The 19,191-nt window shown below is 41.9% G+C and carries 20 protein-coding genes and 1 tRNA gene; 4 read left to right on the forward strand and 17 right to left on the reverse strand.

Translation table 11 applies throughout. The annotated features are described in order from the left end of the window. The first annotated feature begins 44 nt into the window (after positions 1–44). Positions 45–1,388: a TrkH family potassium uptake protein gene (locus DXB43_RS11100; RefSeq protein ID WP_117947582.1), complete on the forward strand. Its 1,344-nt coding sequence runs from the start codon at positions 45–47 to the stop codon at positions 1,386–1,388. Between the two features lie 33 nt (positions 1,389–1,421). Then, complete coding sequence (locus DXB43_RS11105; RefSeq protein ID WP_022243452.1) at positions 1,422–2,072, forward strand: potassium channel family protein; 651 nt, start codon at positions 1,422–1,424, stop codon at positions 2,070–2,072. 128 nt (positions 2,073–2,200) lie between these two features. Here the strand turns inward: DXB43_RS11105 and DXB43_RS11110 are convergent, their stop codons facing one another. From DXB43_RS11110 to dltA, 11 genes are all read right to left on the reverse strand, one after another. Beyond that, entirely contained in the window at positions 2,201–2,830 is a 630-nt protein-coding gene (locus tag DXB43_RS11110; RefSeq protein ID WP_022243454.1) for a cytidylate kinase-like family protein, read from the reverse strand. 9 nt (positions 2,831–2,839) lie between these two features. Beyond that, a complete protein-coding gene (locus DXB43_RS11115; protein ID WP_117947583.1) occupies positions 2,840–3,550 on the reverse strand; it encodes an ABC transporter ATP-binding protein in 711 nt (236 codons plus the stop codon). A gap of 13 nt (positions 3,551–3,563) precedes the next feature. After that, the gene (locus DXB43_RS11120; RefSeq protein ID WP_022243456.1) at positions 3,564–4,322 is read right to left on the reverse strand and encodes an ABC transporter ATP-binding protein; all 759 of its coding nucleotides are present in this window, start codon (positions 4,320–4,322) and stop codon (positions 3,564–3,566) included. Position 4,323: 1 nt separating this feature from the next. Next, positions 4,324–5,403 carry a branched-chain amino acid ABC transporter permease gene (locus DXB43_RS11125; RefSeq protein ID WP_117947604.1) on the reverse strand — a complete coding sequence of 360 codons (1,080 nt, stop codon included), beginning with the start codon at positions 5,401–5,403 and terminating at the stop codon, positions 4,324–4,326. Between the two features lie 9 nt (positions 5,404–5,412). Next, a complete protein-coding gene (locus DXB43_RS11130) occupies positions 5,413–6,288 on the reverse strand; it encodes a branched-chain amino acid ABC transporter permease (RefSeq protein ID WP_022243458.1) in 876 nt (291 codons plus the stop codon). A gap of 97 nt (positions 6,289–6,385) precedes the next feature. Beyond that, positions 6,386–7,537 carry an ABC transporter substrate-binding protein gene (locus DXB43_RS11135; protein WP_117698526.1) on the reverse strand — a complete coding sequence of 384 codons (1,152 nt, stop codon included), beginning with the start codon at positions 7,535–7,537 and terminating at the stop codon, positions 6,386–6,388. 214 nt (positions 7,538–7,751) lie between these two features. Continuing rightward, on the reverse strand, positions 7,752–7,901 hold the full coding sequence (locus DXB43_RS11140) for a teichoic acid D-Ala incorporation-associated protein DltX (protein WP_117698525.1): 150 nt from the start codon (positions 7,899–7,901) through the stop codon (positions 7,752–7,754). Then, on the reverse strand, positions 7,870–9,066 hold the full coding sequence (gene dltD / locus DXB43_RS11145; RefSeq protein WP_117947584.1) for a D-alanyl-lipoteichoic acid biosynthesis protein DltD: 1,197 nt from the start codon (positions 9,064–9,066) through the stop codon (positions 7,870–7,872). The genes DXB43_RS11140 and dltD overlap by 32 nt, the downstream gene beginning before the upstream one ends. 2 nt (positions 9,067–9,068) lie before the next feature. Next, the gene (gene dltC / locus DXB43_RS11150; protein WP_117947585.1) at positions 9,069–9,308 is read right to left on the reverse strand and encodes a D-alanine--poly(phosphoribitol) ligase subunit DltC; all 240 of its coding nucleotides are present in this window, start codon (positions 9,306–9,308) and stop codon (positions 9,069–9,071) included. Between the two features lie 87 nt (positions 9,309–9,395). Then, on the reverse strand, positions 9,396–10,550 hold the full coding sequence (gene dltB / locus DXB43_RS11155) for a D-alanyl-lipoteichoic acid biosynthesis protein DltB (RefSeq protein ID WP_117947586.1): 1,155 nt from the start codon (positions 10,548–10,550) through the stop codon (positions 9,396–9,398). Beyond that, on the reverse strand, positions 10,547–12,085 hold the full coding sequence (dltA, locus tag DXB43_RS11160) for a D-alanine--poly(phosphoribitol) ligase subunit DltA (RefSeq protein ID WP_117947587.1): 1,539 nt from the start codon (positions 12,083–12,085) through the stop codon (positions 10,547–10,549). Before dltA ends, dltB begins: the two co-directional genes overlap by 4 nt. A 259-nt stretch (positions 12,086–12,344) precedes the next feature. Here dltA and DXB43_RS11165 point away from each other — a divergent pair, with 259 nt between their 5' ends. Both DXB43_RS11165 and DXB43_RS11170 read left to right on the forward strand, forming a co-directional pair. Beyond that, on the forward strand, positions 12,345–12,596 hold the full coding sequence (locus DXB43_RS11165) for a kinase to dihydroxyacetone kinase (protein ID WP_117841841.1): 252 nt from the start codon (positions 12,345–12,347) through the stop codon (positions 12,594–12,596). 49 nt (positions 12,597–12,645) lie between these two features. Further along, a tRNA-Leu gene (locus tag DXB43_RS11170) sits at positions 12,646–12,725 on the forward strand. 47 nt (positions 12,726–12,772) lie between these two features. Here the strand turns inward: DXB43_RS11170 and DXB43_RS11175 are convergent. The 6 genes from DXB43_RS11175 to DXB43_RS11200 form a co-directional block, all read right to left on the reverse strand. Next, a complete protein-coding gene (locus DXB43_RS11175; RefSeq protein WP_117947588.1) occupies positions 12,773–13,591 on the reverse strand; it encodes a hypothetical protein in 819 nt (272 codons plus the stop codon). Positions 13,592–13,701: 110 nt separating this feature from the next. After that, the gene (locus DXB43_RS11180) at positions 13,702–14,220 is read right to left on the reverse strand and encodes an RNA polymerase sigma factor (protein WP_117947589.1); all 519 of its coding nucleotides are present in this window, start codon (positions 14,218–14,220) and stop codon (positions 13,702–13,704) included. Between the two features lie 101 nt (positions 14,221–14,321). Continuing rightward, a complete protein-coding gene (locus DXB43_RS11185) occupies positions 14,322–16,874 on the reverse strand; it encodes an ABC transporter permease (protein ID WP_158567217.1) in 2,553 nt (850 codons plus the stop codon). Beyond that, a complete protein-coding gene (locus tag DXB43_RS11190; protein WP_330416519.1) occupies positions 16,867–17,574 on the reverse strand; it encodes an ABC transporter ATP-binding protein in 708 nt (235 codons plus the stop codon). Before DXB43_RS11190 ends, DXB43_RS11185 begins: the two co-directional genes overlap by 8 nt. Further along, positions 17,550–18,470, reverse strand: coding sequence for a sensor histidine kinase (locus DXB43_RS11195; protein ID WP_022243469.1), 921 nt, complete (start codon positions 18,468–18,470; stop codon positions 17,550–17,552). Before DXB43_RS11195 ends, DXB43_RS11190 begins: the two co-directional genes overlap by 25 nt. Beyond that, a complete protein-coding gene (locus DXB43_RS11200) occupies positions 18,458–19,126 on the reverse strand; it encodes a response regulator transcription factor (RefSeq protein WP_117947591.1) in 669 nt (222 codons plus the stop codon). The genes DXB43_RS11195 and DXB43_RS11200 overlap by 13 nt, the downstream gene beginning before the upstream one ends. Positions 19,127–19,191: the final 65 nt, after the last annotated feature.

Below are 19,191 nucleotides of genomic sequence, written 5' to 3' on the forward strand. Positions count from 1 at the left end.
AAGATTTATCGAAAATTATTTAAATCAGGAATAGGAATTTTATTATGTTTGGGAAATTTGAAAAACGTATGTCCGGTACACAGATGATAGCGCTTGGTTTTCTATTGCTCATCTTTATCGGAACCATACTTCTGATGCTTCCGGTTTCCAGCCGGAATGGTGAATGGACTCCATTTATAACTGCCCTTTTCACCTCAACCAGTGCTACCTGTGTAACCGGTCTGGTTCTGGTTGACACCTTTACCCACTGGAGCATTTTCGGACAGCTTGTTTTATTAGTTCTGATTCAGATTGGTGGTCTTGGTTTTATCACCATTGGTATTACTGTTTCTTTGATATTACGCAAGAAAATCGGGCTGAAACAGCGTGGTCTTATTAAAGAAAGTTTAAACACCCTTGAAATCGGCGGTGTCGTGCGGCTTGTCCGCCGTGTCATCGGAGGCACGTTTCTTTTTGAAATGTCGGGTGCATTCATTCTGACACTGCGTTTTCTGAAAGACATGGATGTTTTACATGCCATCTATTATGGTATCTTCCATTCTATTTCAGCTTTTTGTAATGCAGGATTCGATTTAATGGGGCGTTACAGTCCATTTTCATCCATTACCAGATTCTACAATGATCCTGTAGTAATTCTTACCATCAGTGCCCTGATCCTGATTGGTGGTATCGGTTTCTTTGTATGGAATGACCTTAGGGAACACGGGCTGCATTGCCGCCACTATGCCCTGCAGACCAAAATGGTTTTAAGTGCTACTGCAGTCTGCCTCTTTGGCGGCACGCTGCTCTTTTATCTTTTTGAGCATAACCGCTTATTTGCCGGTATGAGTTTCGGAGAACAGCTTTTGAATTCTTTCTTCTGTACTGTTACCCCACGAACTGCCGGTTTTAACGCTGTTGATAATGGTGCATTAAGCGAAAGCAGCAAATTTCTTTCTATTGTATTTATGTTTATCGGTGGTGCCCCGGGTTCTACCGCCGGCGGTGTAAAGGTTACAACCATATTTGTTCTATTGTTATCCGTACGTTCCACCTTAACCCGTACTACCGGAACAAATATTTTCGGACGCAGACTGGAAGAATCTGTTATCACCAAATCAGTCGTCGTCCTTATGTTCCAGTTGACGCTGGCACTCAGCGCCACACTGGCAATTACTGCTATTTCCGGTTATCCAGTCATTGATGTGGCTTTTGAAGCATTTTCAGCTCTTGACACTGTCGGAATGTCAACCGGTATTACAAGCAGCCTTAGTACCAGCTGTCATATCATTCTAATTCTGTTAATGTATTTAGGACGACTGGGAAGCCTTTCCTTTGCCTTATCATTTACGGATAAGAAAAGGATTGCGCATGTGATGCAGCCGGTAGAAAAAATCAATGTCGGTTAATATCAAATATCTTGATTATACTAGGAGGATTCTATGAAATCATTTTTAATTATTGGACTGGGCCGATTTGGCACTCACCTTTGCAAAGACTTATCAAAACTGGATAATGAGATTATGGTTGTGGACGAGAATGAAGCTGTAATGGAAGATGTTCTCTCTTTTGTCACCAGTGCAAAAATTGGCGACTGCACCAATGAAAAAGTACTTGCCACTTTAGGTGTTGGCAATTTTGACGTCTGCTTTGTCTGTATCGGAAGTAATTTCCAGAGCAGCTTAGAGATTACAAGCCTGCTTAAGGAAATGGGTGCCAGATATGTCGTCAGCAAAGCAAACCGTGATATTCATGCCAAATTTCTGCTGCGGAACGGTGCTGACGAAGTTATCTACCCTGACCGGGATATCGCAGAAAAAATTGCAGTCCGTTTCTCTGCCGACCAGGTCTTTGACTACTTTGAATTAGGCGGTGGCTTCTCCATTTATGAGATTCCGCCATTACCGGAATGGATTGGAAAGAGTATTAAGGATCTAAATTTCCGTGCCTGCTATCATGCCAATATCATCGGTATTAAAACAGATGGTGTCATGAGCCTGCTGCCGGATGCCAATTATATTTTTAAAGACACGGACCATCTGATGGTATTAGGCCACAGAAATGACATCGATAAAATTTTAAAGAAACTGTAAAACTACAGAAAACATGCTTTGTAAGTCCAGCGTTTTCCCGCTGCCCGCATAAGCATCGAAAGAAGAGGTATCCGATGCCCGAATCATCAGATACCTCTTCTTTCTCATATTCTGCTGCAATATTGTTCCTAAGGCTGCTCTGCCTCACTGATTTCTAAATATGCTTTTACAACCTGTACCAGCTTCTCATAGCTTAAGGATGTAGTGTCCAGACAGAAATCGTAATTTCTGGCATCATTCCACTCCCTGCCGGTATAGTATTTGTAATAGTCTGCACGATATTTATCAATGGTGTCTATCTTCTTTTCAATATCCTTCTTAGTCCCGCCATTCTGCTGCATGACACGTTCAATGCAGTCCTTACGCGGTGCGTAGAAAAACAGACTCTTTACATAATCACAATCTTTTAAAACATAATCCGCACAACGTCCGATAATAATGCAGGACTCTTCTTTGGCTACCTCACGGATAATTTTCGCCTGATAGTTAAAGAGATTGTCGTTGGATACAAACTCATCACTATCCGGTGGAAGCACTTCCCCATGATATGCTTTCTTCGCAATACGAAAGAGTGGCATCTTACGCAGTTTCTCATCTGCCTCTCCAAACAATGCCTCATTGATTCCGCTTTCATCGGAAGCCATTCTTATTAACTCACGGTCATAGCAATGAATTCCAAGTTCTTCTGCCAGCTTCTTACCCAGCGTTCTTCCGCCGCTTCCATAACTTCTTGCAATGGTTATTACCGTATGTTTCATATTTAACACCTACTCTCCTAAATATGCCTTTTTAATAGACTCATTATTCATAAGCTCTTTGGCATCACCGCTCAATACAATTTTACCTGTTTCCAGTACATATGCACGGTCTGCAATCGATAATGCTTTCTTTGCATTCTGTTCTACCAGAAGAACCGTTGTACCGGATACAGATATTTCTTTGATAATGTTAAAAATCTCTTCTACAAAGATTGGAGACAATCCCATGGACGGCTCATCCATAAGGATGATCCTCGGCTTACTCATCAACGCCCGGCCCATGGCAAGCATCTGCTGTTCGCCACCACTTAAGGTTCCAGCCAGCTGATTCTTACGTTCCTTTAATCTTGGAAAACTCTTGTATACACGCTCTAAAGACTCTGCAATTTCCTGCTTATCTTTTCTGGTATATGCACCCAGCTTTAAGTTCTCATATACAGAAAGCTCTGCAAATACACGTCTTCCTTCCGGAACATGTGCCATTCCCATGGATACAATCTTGTGTCCCGGAACCTTGGTGATATCTGTTCCTTCAAAAAGAATGCTTCCCTTTTTGGCACTGAGCATTCCGGTGATTGTCTGCAGTGTAGTTGTCTTACCTGCACCATTGGCTCCGATTAATGCAATGACTTCTCCTTCATTGACATCAAAGGAAATCCCTTTAATTGCCTGAATCACGCCGTAATATACTTCCAAATCTTTTATTTCAAGCATTGCCATTTTATCATCCCTCCTATTCGCCCAGATATGCCTTGATAACCTGTGGATTATTCAATACGTCACTGGTATTTCCGCTTGCCAGTACCTGGCCGAAGTTCAATACAGTCAGTTTCTCACAGATACCGGATACCAGTTTCATATCATGTTCAATCAGAAGAATGGTCATATCAAATTCATCCCTTACAAAGCGGATGGTATCCATTAATTCTTTGGTTTCATTTGGGTTCATGCCGGCTGCCGGCTCATCTAAAAGCAGAAGCTTTGGTTCAGTTGCCAGTGCTCTTGCAATCTCCAGTTTACGCTGTTTACCATACGGAAGATTGGATGCCAGATAATCTGCTTCATCCTCAAGACCAAATACCTTTAACAGCTCCATTGCCTTTTCATTCATCTCTGCTTCTACTTTAAAATACTTCGGAAGTCTTAGGATTCCGGTTAAAGTAGAATAAGTATGATGATTATGCAGTCCGACTTTTACATTATCCAGCACGGACTGGTCTTTAAAAAGGCGGATATTCTGGAAGGTTCTTGCAATTCCGGCTTTATTAATATCTATGGTTTTCTTTCCGGTAATATCTTTTCCATCCAGTACAATGCTTCCATCATCCGGTTTGTATACACCGGTAAGCATATTAAATACGGTTGTTTTACCTGCACCGTTCGGTCCAATCAATCCGTATAACTGACCTTTTTCAATCTGCATTTCAAATCCATCTACCGCCCGGAGTCCACCGAAGGAAATTCCAAGATTCTTTACTTCTAACATTGCCATCTTATTGTACCTCCTTCGTTTTCTTTGCAAATAAATTCTTCAAAGAATGTGTCTGTCTCCAGGTAATTGCTGCCGGTGCCCAGTTAAAGAGCATCATTGCAATCAGAACTATCGCATAAATCAGCATACGATAATCACGCAGTCCACGCAATACTTCCGGAAGCATGGTCAGTACTACGGCTGCAATAATGGAACCACGGAAGCTTCCCATTCCACCGAGTACGACAAATACCAGAATCATGATGGACATATTGTATCCGAAGTTTGCCGGCTGGGCAATCAGACTGGAAAGGTTATGTGCATAAAGCACTCCGCCTGCTCCTGCAATTGCTGCAGAAATGGTAAATGCCATCAGTTTAAACTTTGTAATATTAATGCCAACGGATTCTGCTGCAATACGGTTATCACGGATTGCCATGATGGCACGGCCGCTTCTGGAATTAACCAGATTAAATACTACAAACAATGCAACCAGAATCAAAATAACACCGATTAAGAAAGTAGACTGTCTTGGTGTTCCGGTGATTCCCTTTGCACCATCGATAATCATTTCTCCGGTTCCCGACATATTAAGAGACTTGCTGTCATTGATTGCAAAATGCAGACCGTTTTCATCTTTGCCTACATAAAGAACATTGATGACATTCTTGATAATCTCTCCAAATGCCAGGGTTACGATTGCAAGGTAATCGCCTCTTAAACGAAGTACCGGAATTCCGATTAAGAATCCAAAGAATGCTGCAACAGCAGTTCCGATTAATAAAGCGATGATAAAACGCAGGGTTGGATTCATCGGTGAATTTTCCATGCATCGGGTAAAGAAAGCACTGGAAAATGCGCCGACACACATAAAGCCTGCATGACCAAGACTTAATTCACCCAGATAGCCTACACAGAGGTTCAATCCGATTGCAACGATAGAATAAGTACAAAGTGGTACCAAAAGTCCCTGCATCAGACTGGACATGCTTCCAGTTGCTACCAGAATCTGTACTACGGCAAAAATGACGATTACCATAGCATATGTAATCAAATTACTCTTTGTTGTCTTCTTCATTGTTTTTAAATTCATTTTACTCATTTCTGCCACCTACACTTTCTCATGGATTGGCTTACCAAGAATACCGGTAGGCTTAACCAATAACACGATAATCAATACGGCAAAAACGATAGCATCGGAAAGCTGTGAAGAAATATAAGCTTTTCCTAAGATTTCGATAATACCAAGAAGAATTCCTCCGATAAATGCTCCCGGAATGGAACCGATTCCACCAAATACAGCTGCAGTAAATGCTTTAATACCAGGCATAGATCCGGTATATGGAGTCAGTGTCGGATATGCTGAACACAATAACACACCTGCAATTGCTGCAAGTCCGGAACCAATTGCGAAAGTAAGTGAAATTGTCCCGTTTACATTTACCCCCATAAGCTGTGCTGCATCCTTATCCTCGGATACTGCCAGCATTGCCTGTCCTGCTTTTGTCTTTTTAATAAAAATCATCAGGCCAATCATGATAACAATACATGCCAGGACTGCCACTACCGTAACACCGGTTATGGTAATTCCGCCAATCTTGATATTCTGCAATGGAACCACAGAACTAAAGGATTTGGTATCTGCGCCAAATATCAGTAATGCAATATTCTGCAGCAAATAGCTGACACCAATTGCGGTAATCAATACTGCCAGTGGAGATGCCTTACGCAAAGGCTTATATGCCACTTTTTCAATTATCACGCCAAGCACAGTGCAGACTACAACTGCAAGGATTACGCTCAAAAGCGGGTTCATGTTCATGCCGCTCATTGTCATAAATACGACATAGCAGCCAATCATGATAACATCACCATGGGCAAAATTCAGCATCTTAGCAATTCCATACACCATGGTGTAACCCAGTGCAATGATTGCATAGATGCTGCCAAGGCTGATACCGTTGATTAAATACGTTATGAATCTCATAACAACACCTCTTGCTTTCTCTTAGAATATATACCTCTATAATACATAAAAGGGGCTGCCATTGGCAACCCCTCTTTGGCTTATCTGATAAAATACATTACATTCCTACGTATTCACCATTCTGAATTACAACCGCTTTAGGATCTTTGTTTACTTCACCAGTTGCTGACCATGTCATTCCGCTACCTGTTGCACCATCAATGTTGACTTTTGTAATTGCATCTTTTAATAAATCACAAATATCAGAAGCACTCATATCCGGTGTTGCATTTGCTTCTTCCAATGCTGCTTTGATTGCATAAATTGCATCATAAGCATCCGCTGCAAACTGGTTTGGTGTATCTTTATATTTCTCTTCATATTTAGAAACGAAGTTTGCAGTTTTTTCATCTTTCGAATCTGCTGCAAACGGTGTTAATAACATAAGTCCTTCTGCTAAAGAAGTATCAAAGTTCTTAACACCTAAGATTCCGTCCATACCGTCGCATCCGAAGAATGTCGGTGCATATCCCATAGAATCTGCCTGGGTTAAGATAATAGATGCTTCTGTATAGTAGATTGGAAGGAATACCAAATCTGCTTCTGCATCTTTTGCTTTCTGTAACTGTGTAGAAAAATCTGTCTTGGAATCTGCAGTAAATGCTTCTTCTGCAACTACCTCAAAGTTCTGGTTTGCTGCTTCTTCTACGAATTTTGCTTCGATACCTGATGAATAGATATCTGAACTATTGTAAATAATTGCCACTTTCTTGGCAAGGTTATTCTCACCAATATACTGTGCGGATTTTGTTCCCTGTGCAGGGTCTGTAAAGCATACCTGGAATACATTGTCGTTCTTGATTACATCTGTAGATGATGCAGATGGTGTAATCTGGAACATATTATCTGCTGCAGTTAAATCTGCCACAGATACACAAGGACCTGTTGTAACAGTTCCCATTAATACCTGCATACCCCAGTCTTTTAAGGTGTTGTATGCGTTTGCTGCTTTTTCAGGGTCTCCCTGATCATCCTGGAAATTATATTCAATCTGATGACCGTTAATTCCACCGGCTTCATTAATCTCATCGACAGCAATCTGTGCACCGTTCTGAACGGCTGTTCCGTAAATTGCTGCATCACCGGTAACCGGTCCAATTCCTCCGATATAGAATGCATCTTCATTTTTTGCTTCTTTTGAGCCACAACCTGCAAGGCATCCAACTGCCATCGCTGCGACCAGTATTACACTGACTATTTTTTTCTTCATAATAGTTCCTCCTTTAACTCCTAGGTTTCATGTGCCTTATCTTACTACATGAAAATTTGAAAAGCAATACTCATTTTCCCTGCTACTCCTTGATTTTTCTAGGTTTTTCATATGCTTTGCCGCGTTAAAGTGTTAAAGGTGCATTGATTTTACTAGGTTGATTTATTTTAATATATAACCATAGGTTATATATCGCATTCCAAACCGGTATAGTTTAAAACTGCTCATAAATAAACGCCGGTGCTGCAGAATCCTTTGCCAGCATAAAATGCATCCATAGAATCATCAGCAGCAGGTAAAAGAAAATCACTTTACCAAGAAATACTGCCTTCTCATTCTGTCTTATCTTTCCGATAAAATTCATAAATCGCTTCATTTAAATCTACCAGTCCTTTCAATGCTGGATGGGAATTATCCTCAAAGTAATACTCCGTATATTCATTTCCACTCAAATCGGCACACTGCACACCATAATCTTCTGCTATGCATCTTATCTTTTCATAAAATACACTCCGCTCTTCTGCCGTCAGCTCCGTATAATCATACCAGTATCCGTTAAAGGGAAGGATTACTACCAAAGGCTCGATTCCCTCCTCCCTGCAAATTGACAGAAAACATTCCAAATCCGAAAATTCCATGGAATCTAAGGTGTACTTCGGATTCTTATGTTTTCCATTGGCAATCAGCGTCTGGTACGTTCCTTTATATACGCTGTCAAACATGCCATAGTCGTTGCCATCCGAAAGCTTATGTCCTTCTGTTTCAGCTTCCTTTCGAAGCTGCTCCCAGGTAGCCTGTGACAGCTTTGCACCACTTTCCTTGCTCCTATGATTGCTGATTCCATCCATCAGTGCCTCTGCCATCACTTTATAATTATTCTTTTCTTCCAACAGTATCTTATGAAAATCTGCTTTTTTCTGCTCCAGCCAGCCTGGTTGTTCTGCTGTATTATCATCCTTCGGCTGATACCATTCCCGGTCCTTTTTTACTCTTTCTGACATGGTTTCATTATCTGCCATGATATTTTGCAGTCTGCCATTGATATAATCCTTGGTTTCCTGACTGATATCCGGATTTTCCAGCAATGCAATATATTCTTCTTCTGAAAAAGCAGCTTCAAACGCCGTGGATTTTACTCCATTTTCTTTAAACCACTGGGGCGAAACGATTAATACTGCCTTCTTATTGGCTGCCTGACTGCCCACCGCACCCAGTGTAATGGCATGGGTCAGGCTCTGATACCCTGCTTTTCCTACATAAATGGGATCCATATCCGCGCCATCAAAAATCGTATCTCCATGGAATCCACTGCCTTGTCCATGCCGCAGCTCCGAAGAGCCGAATATCAGCACTGCATTTTCATCGGCTGCCATCTTCTTTAATGTACTGCCGCTTTGGGATTTTGCATCACTGACCCAGGTGCCTGCTTTTCCCTCTGCCGAAAAACCTCTGCCGCTGTATAAATGCAGTCCCACTATCGTAAGTGCGCATAACAGCAGCGAAACTGCAAATGCTTTTATCGTTTTCATGCTTACTTCTCCTGTGCTTTCGCTTCTACCAGTGCGATAATTTTCTCCGGTGTATCCATATCCTCTCTTGTTACTTCCGATGGTGAAATTACAACACCAAGGTTATCCTCAAGTTCCACCAGAAGTTCTACAAAGCTTAAGGAATCCAGTAAATCCTCTTCAAAAAGATTCATCGTAAGGTCTTCCCGGATGCTGTCATCCTCACATACTTTTTCAATAATATCCAAAATCTTTTCTTTCATCTTATAATCTCCTTTTTCTCTTTCTATTTTTCTTTGCAAACGATTTCTGCATCTAAAATTTTTCTTCTATATATAAGTTGGGATAACCTAAATTGTAATAAAATGTCCTGAGAAAATCAGGAAACCAAACATCACCAGATTTAATGTGATTCCCCATGATGCCAGTGCATACCAGGTTTTCTTCTTATATTTCTTATAGAACTTCGACTTCTTCTGATAGATTTCCGTAACTGCCAGCAATATGCCATGATAGAGTCCGTACAAAATATAATGCACCGTCAGACCATGCCACACACCCATCACCAGCATATTGATAAGAAAGCCTGCTGCCGCACCGTTTAATCTGCTTTTAAACCATTTTTTGTGCATGGATAACATCATAAATCTGGAAAAGACAAAATCCCGAAACCACTCGGACAGGGAAATATGCCACCTTGCCCAGAATTCTTTCATATCCCGGCTGATAAACGGTTTCTTAAAGTTATCCGGTACGCAGATGCCAAGCATATAGCCGGTTCCCACGGCCATCAGACTGTATCCCGCAAAATCAAAAAACATATAAAAACCATAGCTGTATGCATAACAAACCATATTCCCTGCTGTCCGGTTCATGAACTGATTCATAATCTGATAGAAGAAATCCGCAAATACGAATTTATATGCTGCTCCTAAAACAAGCTTCTGTAAACCAATTCCAAACCGCTCAAGATATTCTCTTCTTCCCGGCACATTATGATAATCCTCCAAGAATCTTCTGCTCCGGTCAATGGGTCCGCAGCTAAAGGTTGGAAAGAAGATTAAAAATGCTGAAAAATCAAGGATTTTCACCTCTTCTATGGTGCCATCATAAAGTTCAATGATAATCTGCACCACCCGGAACGTAAGGTAAGAAATTCCGGTAAACTGAAAAAGATTCATCCCCTTTAACCATGGAAGGTCACATAGTTTACATAATGCAAGTGGCAGGATGGAAAGCAGCACAAAACTGCGATAAAATGCTGCCTTTCTTCCATATTTCTTTCTTATGTATTCATATCCTCTGACCAGCATCCATTCAATCAGAAAGTATCCTGCGAAATACGCAAGCGCCGTCAGATTTCCGCCTAACACGCAGACAACCATTACACCTGATACGATAAGGTTATACCAGTGCAGGCTCCTTTCCATACAGCCAAGAATCAATGCGAAAAGCAATAACAGAATCAATGTGCCAAAGAATGGTGCTCCGCTGTAAAAACTCATTCTGCCAGACCTCCAAGATATTTTCGGTCTGCCTTGCCATGGTTATTCATTGGCATGGTTTCGATATATTTTATTTTCTTTGGGATCATATAAACCGGAAGGAATTCCTTCAGACCGTTTTTTACCTGTCTTGAAATCTCAGATGCTTTCTTTCCTGCCATCTGTGCTCCTGTCACAAATGCCGTCAGGCTCTTTACCTTTCCTTCTTCCAGATTCGGCACTACGACTGCATGGTCAATCTGAGGAAGTCTTACCATGTTATTCTCAATATCTTCAATTTCAATGCGGTATCCATGCAACTTCACCTGCAAATCGATTCTTCCATTATAATAAAGCTGCCCGCCTTTTAAATATCCGGCATCTCCGGTCTTATAACCCCGGTAAGCTTTTCCATCACGGATACAATGGAAAAATGCCTTCTTTGTCAAATCTGCTCTCATATAATAACCACAGCTTACCGTATCTCCGATAATAACAATCTCGCCCTGTTCTCCTTCCGGCAACACTTTTCCGGCTTTATCCCAGATTTCGATATAAGTTCCTGGCTTTTCATGGCCTACCGGAAGGGATTTGCCCCGGGCAATGGTCTCCTGCAATAACTTCTCTGTTATAGTCACATCCGTGACTGCCACCGTAGATTCTGTCGGACCATAAGTATTGATGATAACTGCCTCTGGGAAACGTTCCTTTAACTTCTCTACCGTAGCTGTAGTAAGCACTTCCCCGCAGAATAAGAAAAGTTTTAAGGCTTCAATCTTTTCCCCACAGAAATTCCGGTCTGCCAGACACATATCCGCAAAAGACGGTGTGGATACCCAGATTTCGATTTCCGACTGTTCTAAGAAGCCCAACATTTCACTGTAGTCACTCTGCATCTTCTTATCCATGGTATAAAGCGTTCCGCCACAGACCAGGGAAGTGTATAAATCCATTACCGATAAATCAAAGGAAAATGGTGCCTGATTCATAAAATGCGCACCGCTCTTTTCTTTCATGGTACTGCCTAACTGAACCGACCAGTCAAGATAGTGGCTGAGGCAGTCTCTTGTAATCTCTACACCCTTTGGCTTTCCGGTGCTTCCGGAAGTAAATATGATATACCATACTTCATCTTTGGTCAGAGGCTGTAGCACATCGGTCTTGTTTGTCTCCTGTTTTACGATTTCTTCTATCTCATCTTTTCTGATTTCTGTTCCTATTTCTGTCTGATAATCACCTTCTACCACAAAGGTCAGTTCCGGTTCTACGCTTAATACGGTCTCATCCACCCGGCTTACTGGAATGCAGATATCCTGCGGCACATAGCTTCTACCTGCCTTGGCACAGGCAAGGAAGCATACCACCATATACGAATTCTTATGTCCATATACAATAACCGGCCGCTTACGGTCCTGACTATTCTTTGCAATCCATACTGCAAGCCGGTTGGAATATTCTTCTAACTCCTCATAAGTCAACTTTTGTTCTCTGCTTTGCACTGCACACCGCTTCGGATGTGTCAGGGCAGTTTCCCTGATGTTCTTTAAAATATCCATATCATCCCTCTTTTCTTTTTTCTAGGGACAACTATAGCACAATAAAATCACAAGAATATCACAGTTACGAATTCTTAAAGAACATTAATCTTTGCTTAGGCAGTTCTTAAAGAAATCTAAAACTTTCTACTTGGTTAATCTGTCTCAACAAAGTCCTGCTGCTTTATGAAATACTTTCTTCTCTTACCACGTTATGCTATACTGTGTTTGAAATTTATTCCTGATAAAAGGGAAATAGACAGAAAGAGAGGATTCGATGATGTTAGAATTCAGATATGACACTCAGCTTTTAATTGAAGGGGAAAATCTTGACGAGGATGCAATTAATGATTACTTTACTGAAAATTTCAAAGGAGACTGCCTTCTGGCAGTTGGTGATGAAGAACTGATTAAGATTCATTATCACACCAACGAGCCTTGGAAGGTCTTAGAATACTGCGCAGGTCTTGGTGAAATCTATGACATTGTAGTGGAGGATATGGACCGTCAGGCACGGGGGCTTCAGGGTTAATCTACACTTGACATGAACTGTATTTCTATATTATTATAGTTCTTGTCTTGCGGGCATGGCGGAATTGGCAGACGCGCTAGATTTAGGTTCTAGTGGGAGACCGTGCAGGTTCAAGTCCTGTTGCCCGCAGTCCAACCACAAAAACGGTTCAGGATAATTCCTGAACCGTTTTTATTCTACTTCCCAGTCTCACAGATTGAAGATAGATTTAAACTATCATAAATCACATGGCTTTCTTCTTCTGAAAAATCTCCACGCAATGTCAGAACGAAATCACTATATTCCGTAATCATGCGGGCATAAGTAATCGTATAGCCGCTGTCTGCTGTTTGACTGGTAATGGTCAGTGTCACACCATCTGCTGTGGTATAAGTGCCGGTGCTGTCATAAGCTTCTTTAAAAATATAATCATCCTCATTTGTTATATCCGATACTTCATACTGGATAGACACCGCCTGACTGTCTCCCTTCCGGTAACTGGCAAAGAATGCTCCCCGGGAAAATGTGTCTGCATCCCTGGAATCATAACAAAGCTGACAGGCTTTTTCACTCCAGAGTGTTGGATAATTTGCTTCTATATAAGAAACGTCAATGCCAATATTATGGTCTTTAAAAGCATCGCTTAATTTCGGATAGACATAACCCACCTCTATTTTGCCATCAATCTTTTCTTCTGCCTTCAAGCTCCATAGATCATCCTTGGTTCCTTCGGTAACGGTTCCAACGAAATCAGAAGTTTGAATAAGTTCCTCTGTCCGGTCTGTCACCTTGCTGTCTGCAAAATCAAGATTTTCTCCTGAAAATTCTTCATAATGAATCGTTGTCTCTGTGGCATTTTCCATAAATTCCGTTTCATTATCAATAATAGTAATCTGTTTTTGTGCAAGGATCCGCTCTGCCGCATATACACCACAGCCGGTGACTAAAACAAGAAGTGCCACAGCCGCTGCTGTCTGTGCCATTTTCCATGGTTTCTTCGTTTCCTTCTTCCGCATAGGTACAACCTCCTTTTGGGTTGACTGGTTTAAAATCCTCTCGTTGAGTTCTTCCGAGGGAATATCAGTTGCTATAAGGGAGTTGTGTAATAAATCATCTAAGGTTGGTTTCATATGATAAAATCCTCCAATTCCTGCTTCAGATATCTACGTGCACGCATCAGTTTACTTTTCACATTACTGATAGAGAGGGACAGCTTTTCTGCAATCTCAGCCACTTTGAAATCTTCCATATAATATAAAAGAATCACGATGCGAAGCTGCTCCGGCAATTTGTATACAGCCTTCCACACGGCTTCCTGCTCTTCTTTGCTTACCATATGCTGCTCTAAGTTTTCATCTGCCGAAAATGCTTCCAGTCCCTGCTCCTTCGATAAGGGAATCTCCGCTGCAATCCTCTTTCGCCAGGCAAATTTCCGCTTCCGGTTCTGCCAGAGCTTTATGGTAATTCCAAGCAGATAGCTTTTGACATTTCCCTCTTCCTTCCAGTCCTCCTTCTCACACATTGCAAGAAAGGTATCCTGATAGAGTTCTTCTGCCAGTTCCCGGTTCTGTGTCAGCCGGATACAAAAGGAATAAATGTCCGTTCCGTATGCCTCAATGTAATGTTCCAGTAATTGTTTGTTCATGTTTCCAATCTCCCAGACCGCGCCGTCATTTGTTTTGGGATGTTTCCCTTACACCTATATATTGTAATAACAGAAGAAACGGTTGCAGTGAAAGTTATTTTTTATTCTCCCACATGACGAATCCGCTCTACCAGAGTGCCATCTCCTTCCATAAATCTGCCTGCTGCCAACGGTACGAAAATGCACAGTGCAAACAGTGTCACTATCATGACAACCACCGGAATGACAGGAATGGAAAATGCTACCTTATGATAATTCATCCGCTGAAACAACAGCACATCAATGCCAAGTCCCACCGTTGCCGTCAGGAAAAACGAAATTCCCGCATAATACATCCCTTCTGTCAAAAGCAGCCTGCGCTGTTGTTTTCCGGTCATGCCAATGCTTTCTAATATTGCAATTTCCCGCCTTCTGCCGGATATACTGCCAAGCTCTGTATTGATATAATTCATCACACCGATAAACCCTAAAACTATAGCGATTCCCATTCCTAGCTGCCACATCTTCCGTTCTGCCGGCTTCTGCTCTTTGATACCCTTTAACTTGCTGCTCCAGGTAATATTTTTTGCATCCTTAGATTCCTGTATCAGCTCTTTGACTTTCTTTTCTGTTTCCTTATCGTATTCCTCGTCATAAATCACCGATACCTTGTATGTCCACAGGCTCTCTGCCTTATCCTCTAAAAAAGAGTCACTGACTAAAATCATAATCGTCGGTCCCATGGCAGTCGGACCAAGATACGGACTGTCATCCTCCTGTATTCCCGCAACAGATAAACTTACCTCGCTGGGTCCACGATATGGGCTGTCATCCTTCTGCAGTCCTGCAACAGATGTGCTGTATTTCTTTGTTTCCTGCCCCGGAAAATAAAAGCTTATTTTCTTATTTTTGACATCCGCATTGGTATATCCCATATATTGCTGGCATAAAAGGCAGCTTTCCCCTTCCAGAAATGATTTTTCATCAATTGCCGTTTCGTTCTGCTGATTGATATAATGAAATGTTTTTTCATCGATTCCCACCACCAGTGCCATGAAATGTTCCGGATTCTGCTGATATTCTTCTCTTACATCGTCATATTTTATATACATCCACTGGTCATAGAAATCACGCATCCACTGATCTGAAAAATCCGGCTCCCAGGGTACGACGATTGTACTGTAATTTAATTTGTGGATTTCCTTTACTCCATCTATTTTTGAAAGTTTATCACAAAATGTGTCATCGAAAGGCTGTTTCCAGTCTGATGTATCAGCCACCATACTCTTATTGGTCAGTTCCATATCAGCATCCATATATTGTAACTCTGCCGTCCGTTTGCTCTGACTTCCCGCCAGTGTTACCACACATAGAAATACAGTCAGACTGGTTGATAGTGAAAGGATGACAAGGATTGTTTTCTTCTTCATCCGGCACAGCTGCTGCCATGCCAGACGGTAAATAATATTTTTCCCGGTTCGTCTTTTCTTTCCGGTATAGACTACCTTCGAAGTCTGATATCCCAGTGCCTCCATGACAGAAATGCGCTCTGCTACTCTTACCGGCTTACGGCTGGCAAAATAGACGGTTACTGCCATAATAGCAATCGTCAGCACCAGAAATTCCGGTTTTATCGTTACAGCCATCTTTTCTGAGCGAAGTCCCAGCACCCGGATTGTTCCGGGAATTACAAGATAGGACGTCAGAAATCCTAAAACTATTCCCATTAAAATTCCGATTCCACTTAGAATAATCTGCTTCTGCCACAACAGCCAGTGCATCTGGCTTTCTGTCATTCCCACAGCACGAAGCAATCCATAATAACGGATATTATCTTCTATGGATAAATACATGATATTGTAAATCAGTAAATAGGCACTGAGGCAGGTTAACATAATGATTCCCAACATCCCAAGAAAAATTCCCTTTACCTTATCACAGTCCCATGTTGTCTGAATGTTCTGCTTCCGTTCCAGATTTAATTCTTCTTTCAGACGGTTCTCTATCCGGTCTGATGCAAACCAGAAGCGATATTGATAGTAGAGAATGCCACAGCCATAGTCTGCCTGACTGTAGCCTGCCTGTTCAAATACATCTTCTGTCACGAAACAGTTGGCCGTTTCTTCATAGTCATCTATAATACCCGTAATTTTCATAGGCTTTTCTACCTGGGTTCCATCTTTCTTCTGATAGCTTAAAAGCAGCGTATCTCCAATTGTAAGATTTTCCAACTTCCGCTTTTCCAATAGCGTCTTTGTAACCATCACCTCATCGGATGTCTCAGGATACCTTCCCTCCTGATGTAGAATGCCTGGCTGATGCATTTTCTCCCGGTAATTTTTATCCTCATATATGATAGAAATATTCTTTTCACCGATGCTTCCCAGCATAAATTCTGTAATTCCAACTACCTCAATACCAGGATCTGCTTTTACCGTCTCTTCCTGCTCTTTTGTGACTCCGCCCATCAGAATTCCATCATAGAGTTCCCCCACAGAATGCAGCCGCCAGACATACTGCATATGCATGTAGGAAGCCCCTGTCTGCATAACCGTAAACAGCATCAGTACCGCCAATACAATTGCCACAAGATACAGGCTGTTTTTCTTTCTGTTGCTCCTTATGGAACGGACTGCCATCTTACGGATGACAGCCTGATTATTATTTTTAAGCATAGAGCTTTCGTTCCTTCCTGATTTTCCCATCTTCCATGTATACAATCCGGTCTGACAACTGCGCCACGTCCATGTCATGGGTAATCAGAATTGTAGTCTGCTGATATTTTCGTGCCACTGTTTTTAACAATCCCATAACATCATGGCTGGTCTGTGTGTCAAGATTTCCCGTGGGTTCATCAGCTAAAAGAATAGCCGGCTTATAAGATAATGCCCGGGCAATTGCTGTTCTCTGCTGCTGACCGCCGGATAACGTACCCGGCAGTGCATCCCGCTTATCTTCTATTTTCAGTTGCCTTAACAATTCTTCTATATATGCCTTGTCCACATAACCTCCATCCAGCTCGATGGGCAGCACAATATTCTCATACACACTCAAATCAGGAATCAGGTTATAGCTTTGAAATACTACACCAACCTTCCTTCTTCGAAAGACTGCCTGCTCTTCCCTCGTCATTGACGCAAGGCTTTTCCCATCAACATAGACTTCTCCGGATGTTGGCACATCCAATGCTCCTAACATATGCAGCAGCGTACTTTTCCCGCTTCCGGACTTTCCGGTGATTGCCACAAATTCTCCCTCTTTTACGGTAAGGTTCACTCCATCTAAGGCTTTTACTGTATGGGTTCCCAACGGATAATATTTCTTTAACTCCTCTGTCCGTACTACTTCTTTTATTTCATTGGCAGATAAATGCAAAATTCTGCCCCCTTTCCACTTTCTGAATGCACTTCCATATAGCCGTCCTGCATCGTCACAATCTTTCGTGCCAGATACAGACCAATCCCGATTCCATCCTCATCATGGACTTCCGGTTCCCGGTAAAACCTTTGAAAAATCTGTGCCTGATGTTCCGCAGGGATTCCCCTTCCGGTATCCCGGATACTGATTTTTCCAAAAACCTCCTGTTCCATTACTGAAATATAGATGCTTCCCCCTTTTGGAGTATATTTCACTGCATTCTCTAAAAGATTAAAAATTGCTTCCTGTGTCCACTTGGCATCGCAAAACAGTTTCAATGTCTCCGGGCAGTCCACATGGACGGAAATCTCTTTTGCTTCCGCTCCCGGTACCACTGCCGCAACCGCTAGTCCTAACACTTCAAAAATCTTTGTGTCCTTTTCACATATTTCTATGATTCCGGTTTCCAGGCGCGAAAGCTTCACCAGACTCTGCATCAGGAAATCCAGCCGTTCTGTCTGTTTTATCAGCTTTCCAATACACTCCTGCCGCCGCACCTTATCTTCCTGTTCCTCTTCTAAAATTTCCAGATATATTTTAATATTCGCCATTGGCGTTCTGCCCTGATGGGAAATGTCAGAAATCAGCTCTTTTATCTGTTCTTTTTCCTTATGGCTCTGTCGGTTCTTCCTGTTCCAAACATCCATAAGCTCCTGCAAATCCTGATAAATCTTATCCCAAAGGCTGTCCTTAAACTCCGCTTCATTTCCAATGTCTTCGCCTGCTTTCATCAGCGTCAGACACCGCTGTAGTTCTTCCGTAAAATCATAGATTTCCTTCTTCTGCCGATACAGTCTGACTAGAAGATAACTTATCACAATGCCACAGCCTGCTATTATTCCTATCGCAACCATTGATATCCCATCCCATATACATTTGAAATATATTTGTGTTCCGCATCCTCTATCTTTCCACGGAGCCGGTTCACATTGACTGCCAGTGTGTGTCGGTCCACATATGCTTCATCACAGTCCCACAATTGCTCTAACAGCACATTATAAGAAAGCAGCTGTCCTGCATGTTCAATAAATAAGCGTAACATCCGAAATTCTGTAGGTGTTACCATGCACTCTTTCCCCTCTATTTCTACCTTGACCCGGTCAAAGTCTATCCACAGATATCCATCTTCATAAATATTTCTTGGATTTTCCGTCTCCCGTTTTAAAATGACCGCTATCTTCTTTAGCAGAATATGTATGGAAAATGGCTTTGTCACATAATCCTCTGCTCCCAACTCATACCCGGATAACACATCTTCTTCCAAATCTCTTGCCGTAAGAAACATGACCTTCACTTTCCTGTGCTCCATAATCCATTTACAAAAGCCAAAGCCCTCTCCATCCGGAAGATTTACATCCAGTATCATAAGCGAATATTCCTGCTGCAAACCCGCAAGCTTTGCCTCCTGAGTGGAATAGGCACTTTCTGTCTCATACCCTGCCTGCTGCAGTGCAAAGCAAATTCCCTGGTTCAGTTCCCGGTCATCTTCCACTACTAATATTCTATCCATCTTCCCTAAACATCCTTTTTCTTATCTGTTGTCATTCGTTTTTTTCTTTCCTACTTTTCCCCGGT

Origin of the sequence: Roseburia sp. OM04-10BH (assembly GCF_003462605.1) — a bacterium.
Taxonomy (GTDB): domain Bacteria; phylum Bacillota; class Clostridia; order Lachnospirales; family Lachnospiraceae; genus Roseburia_C; species Roseburia_C amylophila.

Excerpts from the sequence above, each read along its gene's own strand:
- DXB43_RS11100 (WP_117947582.1), top strand. The coding sequence starts at position 45 with ATGTTTGGGAAATTTGAAAAACGTATGTCCGGTACACAGATGATAGCG.
- DXB43_RS11105 (WP_022243452.1), top strand. The coding sequence starts at position 1,422 with ATGAAATCATTTTTAATTATTGGACTGGGCCGATTTGGCACTCACCTT.
- DXB43_RS11110 (WP_022243454.1), bottom strand. The coding sequence starts at position 2,830 with ATGAAACATACGGTAATAACCATTGCAAGAAGTTATGGAAGCGGCGGA.
- DXB43_RS11115 (WP_117947583.1), bottom strand. The coding sequence starts at position 3,550 with ATGGCAATGCTTGAAATAAAAGATTTGGAAGTATATTACGGCGTGATT.
- DXB43_RS11120 (WP_022243456.1), bottom strand. The coding sequence starts at position 4,322 with ATGGCAATGTTAGAAGTAAAGAATCTTGGAATTTCCTTCGGTGGACTC.
- DXB43_RS11125 (WP_117947604.1), bottom strand. The coding sequence starts at position 5,403 with ATGAGTAAAATGAATTTAAAAACAATGAAGAAGACAACAAAGAGTAAT.
- DXB43_RS11130 (WP_022243458.1), bottom strand. The coding sequence starts at position 6,288 with ATGAGATTCATAACGTATTTAATCAACGGTATCAGCCTTGGCAGCATC.
- DXB43_RS11135 (WP_117698526.1), bottom strand. The coding sequence starts at position 7,537 with ATGAAGAAAAAAATAGTCAGTGTAATACTGGTCGCAGCGATGGCAGTT.
- DXB43_RS11140 (WP_117698525.1), bottom strand. The coding sequence starts at position 7,901 with ATGAATTTTATCGGAAAGATAAGACAGAATGAGAAGGCAGTATTTCTT.
- dltD (WP_117947584.1), bottom strand. The coding sequence starts at position 9,066 with ATGAAAACGATAAAAGCATTTGCAGTTTCGCTGCTGTTATGCGCACTT.
- dltC (WP_117947585.1), bottom strand. The coding sequence starts at position 9,308 with ATGAAAGAAAAGATTTTGGATATTATTGAAAAAGTATGTGAGGATGAC.
- dltB (WP_117947586.1), bottom strand. The coding sequence starts at position 10,550 with ATGAGTTTTTACAGCGGAGCACCATTCTTTGGCACATTGATTCTGTTA.
- dltA (WP_117947587.1), bottom strand. The coding sequence starts at position 12,085 with ATGGATATTTTAAAGAACATCAGGGAAACTGCCCTGACACATCCGAAG.
- DXB43_RS11165 (WP_117841841.1), top strand. The coding sequence starts at position 12,345 with ATGTTAGAATTCAGATATGACACTCAGCTTTTAATTGAAGGGGAAAAT.
- DXB43_RS11175 (WP_117947588.1), bottom strand. The coding sequence starts at position 13,591 with ATGCGGAAGAAGGAAACGAAGAAACCATGGAAAATGGCACAGACAGCA.
- DXB43_RS11180 (WP_117947589.1), bottom strand. The coding sequence starts at position 14,220 with ATGAACAAACAATTACTGGAACATTACATTGAGGCATACGGAACGGAC.
- DXB43_RS11185 (WP_158567217.1), bottom strand. The coding sequence starts at position 16,874 with ATGCTTAAAAATAATAATCAGGCTGTCATCCGTAAGATGGCAGTCCGT.
- DXB43_RS11195 (WP_022243469.1), bottom strand. The coding sequence starts at position 18,470 with ATGGTTGCGATAGGAATAATAGCAGGCTGTGGCATTGTGATAAGTTAT.
- DXB43_RS11200 (WP_117947591.1), bottom strand. The coding sequence starts at position 19,126 with ATGGATAGAATATTAGTAGTGGAAGATGACCGGGAACTGAACCAGGGA.